The 1,786-nt window shown below is 72.4% G+C and carries 1 protein-coding gene; it reads left to right on the plus strand.

The window, feature by feature from the left end; genetic code table 11:
- Window positions 1–339 precede the first annotated feature (339 nt).
- Window positions 340–1,494 carry a bifunctional glutamate N-acetyltransferase/amino-acid acetyltransferase ArgJ gene (argJ, locus tag AAHZ94_RS33595; protein WP_349997481.1) on the plus strand — a complete coding sequence of 385 codons (1,155 nt, stop codon included), beginning with the start codon at window positions 340–342 and terminating at the stop codon, window positions 1,492–1,494.
- Window positions 1,495–1,786: the final 292 nt, after the last annotated feature.

A 1,786-nucleotide genomic window follows, 5' to 3' on the forward strand; every position in this document is an offset into this window, starting at 1 on the left:
CCCCGGCGGGGCGCGCCCCCCCCCCCCCCCCCCCCCCCCCCCGGGGGGCGCGGGGGGCCCCCCCCCCGGGGCGGCGTCGTTGCGGCGCCACTCCCGTGGACCGGTGGTCTCCCTCCGGCTCGACCATGCATGACTATGCAGCATGCTGGGCAGGGTGGAGGGGCACCGTACGGCTCTAGATGGGACGATTTCGGCTAGCCAACTCAGGAAAGCTCGTCAATGCCTCCTGTCCGGCCACCCCGTCTCTCGGTATGGTCATTCGGTGCACCACATAATGTGTGGGTGGGTGCCGCGAGACCGCGCGGCACCTTCCGCACCAGGACGAGAGGACACGGGTTCATGCCGGTAGCTGGCCCACGGGGCTTCCGCAGTCGGACCGCGGCACTGGGCATCAAGGACGAGGCGGACGACTTCGTCGTGGTGCTCTCCGACGTGCCCGCCGTGGTGTCGGCGGTCTTCACCCAGTCCCGATTCGCCGGACCCAGCGTCACGCTCAGCCGCGAATCCGCGGCCACGGGCCGGGCCCGCGGCGTGCTGACCGTCGCCAGGAACGCCAACGTCGCCACCGGCGCCGAGGGCCTGGCCAACGCGCGCGAGGTGCGCGCCCTGGTCGCCGATGCGGCGGGGATCGCGCCCGAGGAGTTGCTGATCGCGTCCACGGGCGTCATCGGGCGGCAGTACCCGATGGACCGGATCAGGTCCGGGCTCGCCGAGCTGGCCTGGCCGTTGCCGGAGATCGACGCGGCGTCGACCGCGCGGGCGATCATGACCACCGACACCGTCCCCAAGCACGTGACGCTGAAGTGCGGCAACGCGGTCATCTCCGCCGTCGCCAAGGGCGTCGGCATGATCGAGCCGAACATGGCGACGCTGCTGACCTACTTCTTCACCGATGCCGAGCTGTCACAGCCGGCGCTCGACCGCATCTTCCGCCGGGTGGTCGACCGCACGTTCAACGCGCTGAGCATCGACACCGACACCTCCACGAGCGACAGCGCCGCGATCTTCGCCAACGGTCTTGCGGGGCCGGTGGACGAGGCCGAGTTCGAGGCCGTGCTGTACGAGGCGGCCCTGCGCCTGGTGCGGTCGATCGCCTCCGACGGCGAGGGCGCCAGCAAGCTGATCGAGGTCCGGGTGACCGGCGCGCGCGACGACGCGCAGGCCAAGCGGGTCGGTAAGGTCGTGGTCAACTCGCCGCTGGTCAAGACCGCCGTACACGGCGCCGACCCCAACTGGGGCCGGGTCGCCATGGCGATCGGCAAGTGCGAGGACGACCTCGACATCGACCCGACGAAGGTGACGATCCGCTTCGGGGACGTGGAGACCTACCCGGCGCCCACCACCGATGAGACGCTGGCCGCGGCGACCGCCCACCTCAAGGGGGACGAGGTCGTGCTCTCCGTCGACCTCGCCATCGCCACCGGCGCGTTCACCGTCTACGGCTGCGACCTGACCGACGGCTACATCCGGATCAACGCCGACTACACGACCTGACGCGACCCACCCGGACGTGCCGGGGGCGGGAGCAGCCTGGCTGCTCCCGCCCTTGTTGCCGCTCTTGTTTCTCTCCTTGTTTCCGTCCCTGGGACACACCCTGGGACAGGCCGGACCCACCCGACACCCATCCCAGGACCCACCCCGGGACACACCCTGGGCCGGGCTGGCCCCAGCCTGCACTCACCCTGGACCCACCCGCGGCCTTGCCCCCCGGCCCGCGGGCCCCGGGGGCCCGCCCCCCCCCCCGGGGGGCGGGGCCCGCCCCGGGGGGGACGGCCCCGGCCCCCGC

This window comes from Streptomyces sp. HSW2009, from assembly GCF_040240285.1.
GTDB lineage: Bacteria > Actinomycetota > Actinomycetes > Streptomycetales > Streptomycetaceae > Streptomyces.

Excerpts from the sequence above, each read along its gene's own strand:
- argJ (WP_349997481.1), top strand. The coding sequence starts at position 340 with ATGCCGGTAGCTGGCCCACGGGGCTTCCGCAGTCGGACCGCGGCACTG.